This window comes from Streptomyces chengmaiensis, from assembly GCF_029846775.1.
Classification (GTDB): domain Bacteria; phylum Actinomycetota; class Actinomycetes; order Streptomycetales; family Streptomycetaceae; genus Streptomyces; species Streptomyces chengmaiensis.
Genome location: NZ_JARWBG010000119.1, coordinates 1 through 4562 on the forward strand (window position 1 = coordinate 1; position 4562 = coordinate 4562).

Consider the following 4562-nt stretch of genomic DNA (forward strand, 5'->3'; position numbering starts at 1 on the left):
CGCCCTTCAGCACACCGGCCTGGAGCGAGGCGCCGATCGCGACGACCTCGTCCGGGTTCACACCCTTGTTGGCCTCCTTGCCGCCGGTCAGCTCCTTCACCAGCTCCGCCACCGCCGGCATACGCGTCGAACCGCCGACCAGAATCACATGGTCGATGTCCGAGACCTTGATCCCGGCATCCTTGACCGCACTGTGGAAGGGGGTCTTGCAGCGGTCGAGCAGGTCGGAGGTGAGCTGCTGGAACTGGGCGCGGGTGAGCTTCTCCTCCAGGTGCAGCGGCCCTTCGGCGGACGCCGTGATGTAGGGCAGGTTGATCGAGGTCTCGCTCGCCGCCGACAGCTCGATCTTGGCCTTCTCCGCGGCCTCACGCAGCCGCTGCACGGCCATCTTGTCCTTGGACAGGTCGATGCCGTAGCCGTTGTGGAACTGCTTGACCAGGTGGTCCACGATGCGCTGGTCCCAGTCGTCGCCGCCCAGGTGCGTGTCGCCGTTGGTGGCCTTCACCTCGACCAGGCCCTCGCCGATCTCCAGCAGCGAGACGTCGAAGGTGCCGCCGCCGAGGTCGAAGACCAGGATCGTCTGGTCGTTCTCCTTGTCCAGGCCATAGGCCAGGGCCGCGGAGGTGGGCTCGTTGATGATGCGCAGGACGTTCAGGCCGGCGATCTCTCCTGCCTCTTTGGTGGCGGTGCGCTGGGAGTCGTTGAAGTACGCCGGGACGGTGATGACCGCGTCCGTGACCTCCTCGCCCAGATAGGCCTCCGCGTCCCGCTTCAGCTTCTGCAGCACACGGGCCGAGATCTCCTGGGCGGTGTACCGCTTCCCGTCGACGTCGCCGGTGTCGGGGAACCGCCACTGCGCGTCCCCCATATGGCGCTTCACGGAGCGTGCGGTGCGTTCCACGTTGGTCACGGCCTGGCGCTTGGCGACCTCGCCGACGAGCACCTCGCCCTTCTTCGAGAAGGCCACCACGGAGGGCGTCGTCCGACTGCCCTCCGTATTGGTGATCACGGTCGGCTCGCCGCCCTCCAGGACGCAGACCACCGAGTTCGTCGTGCCTAGGTCGATACCGACTGCGCGCGTCATGATCCTCTCCTCGCCCTGCGGGCTCACAGGGAGAAACCCTCCGGACAATCTCCATTAAACGCCCAGAACGGCGCGTCAACCGCCTCGACTGGATCATGTCTCCGTCCGGATGCGGGGCTGCGGCGGCGAGAGCTCGGCCGGGTGTGGGGTCCGACGGGCGGCTCGGTGCACGCGCCGGGAAGAGGTGCGCCCCTGGGCGGGCCGTATACGGATGCGGCCAGAACGGCGTACACCACAAGGCGCATGCCGGCTCAGCCCGTCCGGCCACACGGCAGGCGCCATCGCCGCGCCGTGCGCTGCGCAGTACGGAGTATCCGGCGGACGGCGGCCCGAGTGACCGCCCGCGGAGCGACCGCCGCGCAAATGGCGGCAGCAGCACCCGCGGGCGCCTGGCCGTACTGGTCAAGGGGATTGATCACCCCGGAGCCTCGGGGGAGATCTCCGGGAGAAGTCGTTGTGCGTCAATGGTAGGCGCGGCCGCGCGGCTACGGCTATATGCATGCCGTGAGATATTCCGCCACTTTCCCGCTCCCTCGGCAATCGGACCATATCTTCGGGGAAAACCGGGGCGCGGCACGGGAAGGGCGCCTCGCGACACCGCGCGAAGAGATCCGTTCCACAGCCACCGGGTCGCCGCCCCCGGTTCACTGTCCCGCGCGGCCGACGGCGGCCGACGCTCGCGGACCAACGCCCCGTCCATACCGCCCGGTCCGGGAAGTCGGCTGTGTTCCGGGGGCGTTCCGGGGGCGTTCCGGGCCGGTGCGCCGGGGCCGCGAAGGGCCGCAATCCCCCGAACTCCCCGCCCTGCTCGGGATCACACGTGTCTTTGCGGGCCCCCGTCCGGCCAAGGGCGCGGTGAAGCGGCCGCCATGACGTCATGGAAGGCAGGAGAGCAGCAGGAGTGCGGAACAGCGGCCGCCCGTACGCCGCCGGGATGCGCGGCGCGACGCCGACGGTGCGCGGCTCCCAGGCCGGGGAGGGCGGGCTGTCGCCGCTGCGGAGGTGCGCGGCCAGGACGACGGGCGGCGACGCTCGGAGCCCGGCACAACGAGCCCGGCGGAACGCTGTGGAGGCGGATGACAGAGCAGTCGCGTCCGCTTTCCCTCCATCGCCGTATCCGCTGCCCTGCCGGGGAATACGATGGTGCACGGCGCGCGCCGGCCGGTCGCACCCGATGAAGTCGTGCGGGCATCGCCCGGCGAATCCCCGGGCCGCCGCGCGGACGGATCACCTCTCGCCCACCGCGCCGCTTCACCCCGTGTCTGTTCCTATTCGCCCGGCATTGGGGTCACCAGCGGGAATGCGACGGGTATCGCGGCCGCCGCCGCGGCGGGGGCGCGTCGGCTATCCGTGTGACGCGGAGCGCAGCGTCCGTGCGGTGAGATGGTGCGGGTTCGCCTTGCCGTGAGATGGTGCGCGTTCGCCTTCCGGCTCAGCGCGAGCCGTCTGTGTCTCCCGGGCCGAACGCACCTTCGCTGCTTCCGGGGCGCACGGCAAATGTGGGGTGCCGCGCCTGCCGGGGACACCGACCCGCCGCACCCCCGTCCGCGGCAATCGCCGTGGCGGAGAGGCGGATCCGGCCTGTTCCGTGTCGGGGGAGGTCACGCCGTGGAATTCGCCCACGAGTGCGGTGCACCGCGCGGGCCGAAGTCGCGGATCCGCCAATCCGTTCCGCCGTGTCGGCCGGGTGCGGCGCGAGTGCGTCTGCAACGCGCCGCGGGGGCGGGTCCGGCGCAGGCCCCTGCCCGAGGGCCGCTGCCGTAGACGAGTGTGCGCACCTCCGTGCGGACCTGTGTGCGCCCCGGACCATAAAACTGATGGTGCGTCAGCTTGCGGCGCCGGGGCGCGCGGTGGCGCATGGGGCCCTGTGACGTGCTGTGCGCCTTGTGACGCGCAGAACCCGGCTGCGCTACTCGAACCAGCCTGCCGGATCTGCCGACGGGCGGGATCAGCGCCGTACTGGAGGGATGGCCCATGGCCGCACGAGGAAGCCACCGCCGCAGTGTCACGCCGCGCCGGATCGGCGTGCTGTCCGCCGCTCTGACCGCGAGCAGCATGGGCATGACGCTGCCGTTCCTCGGCGCCGGAGCCGCCGCGGCGGCTCCGGTCGAGATCTGGGACAAGGTCGCCGCCTGCGAGAGCGGCGGCAACTGGAGCATCAACACGGGCAACGGCTACTACGGCGGGCTGCAGTTCTCCCAGCACACCTGGGAGGCCTTCGGCGGGGCCCGCTACGCCGCGCGGGCCGATCTGGCGACCAAGGCGCAGCAGATCGCGGTGGCCGAGTCGGTGCTCGACCGGCAGGGGCCGGGCGCCTGGCCCACCTGCTCGGTCCGGGCGAACCTCACGCGCGGCTCCGCCAGGCCGGCCGGGCGGGTGGAGGCCCCGGCGAGCGGTTCCTCGGGCGGGCGGACCGACAAGCCGGACGCCGCCTCGCGGAGCAACGGCGACCGCCCCTCCTCCGGGTCCGCGGTCGGGGGTCGTGCGGCGGGCGGGCGGGCCGCGTCCGGCACGTACACCGTGGTCAGCGGTGACACACTGTCGTACATCGCGGTGAAGGAGTCCGTCGGCGGCGGCTGGAAGCGCCTCTACAACGCCAACCGCGAGGTGATCGGCGACGATCCGCATCTGATCGTGCCGGGGCAGCGGCTCGACCTCCCCTCTGGCGCGGAACGGGCCAGCCGGACGGCGGGCAAGCCCGCGAAGCCGCACAAGAGCGCGGGGAAGGCGAGCTCCGAGGCGGCGAAGAACCGCAGCGGCAAGACGTCCGCACAGGGCAGCCATGCGGCCCCGGTGAGCGCGGCCGTCAGCGCCTCGTACGGCGTCGCCGGGGGGCGCTGGGCGAGCGGCCGGCACACGGGGGTGGACTACGCGGTGCCGGTCGGCACGGCGGTGCGGGCGGTCTCCTCGGGCGCGGTGGTCTCGGCGGGCTGGAACGGCGCATACGGCTATGAGGTGATCATCCGGCACGCGAACGGCATGCACACCCAGTACGCCCATCTGTCGTCCCTGACCGTGCGCGACGGACAGCGGGTCGCCGCGGGGCAGAAGATCGCCCGGTCCGGAGCCACGGGACGCACCACCGGCCCGCATCTCCACTTCGAGGTGCGCACCAGCGAGCGCTACGGCTCCGATGTCAATCCGGTCAGCTATCTGCGGTCGCTCGGAGTCGTCTCCTGACGTCGCTCCGACGGCGTGACGGGCCTTCAGACCCGGGTGGGGGAGGAGGGGGCGGGCGTGGCGGACTGCCGCCGCGCCCGCCCCGCATGCCGTCGTGCGGCCGGTTGGCTTCTCCGGGAGACGCCGCGGACGGGCTGGTTTCCCGGGCACTAGTAGTGCTTGGTCAGATCCGTAGCGGTGCGGGTATGTCGCGATGGCAGGTGGGGCAGGCACCGGTCCAGAGAGCGAGGAGTGTCTGCAGCTCGCGGACGACTTGGTAGAGGCTCAGGCCGGCGCCGCGTCTTTTGGGGCCCGGGCC

Annotated in this window: 2 protein-coding genes; one reads left to right on the top strand and one right to left on the bottom strand. The window is 71.7% G+C overall.

The genetic code is table 11. The features are described 5' to 3' along the window. The coding region (locus tag QCN29_RS36540) for an Hsp70 family protein (RefSeq protein WP_279933560.1) at positions 1-1084 on the bottom strand (1084 nt) is incomplete at its 3' end. Between the two features lie 1974 nt (positions 1085-3058). On the opposite strand from QCN29_RS36540, the gene QCN29_RS36545 reads away from it, so the two are divergent. Next, the gene (locus QCN29_RS36545; protein WP_279933561.1) at positions 3059-4264 is read left to right on the top strand and encodes a transglycosylase family protein; all 1206 of its coding nucleotides are present in this window, start codon (positions 3059-3061) and stop codon (positions 4262-4264) included. Positions 4265-4562: the final 298 nt, after the last annotated feature.

Bases quoted from the DNA above. Each gene is read 5' to 3' on its own strand.
- QCN29_RS36545 (WP_279933561.1), top strand. From the start codon at position 3,059: ATGGCCGCACGAGGAAGCCACCGCCGCAGTGTCACGCCGCGCCGGATC.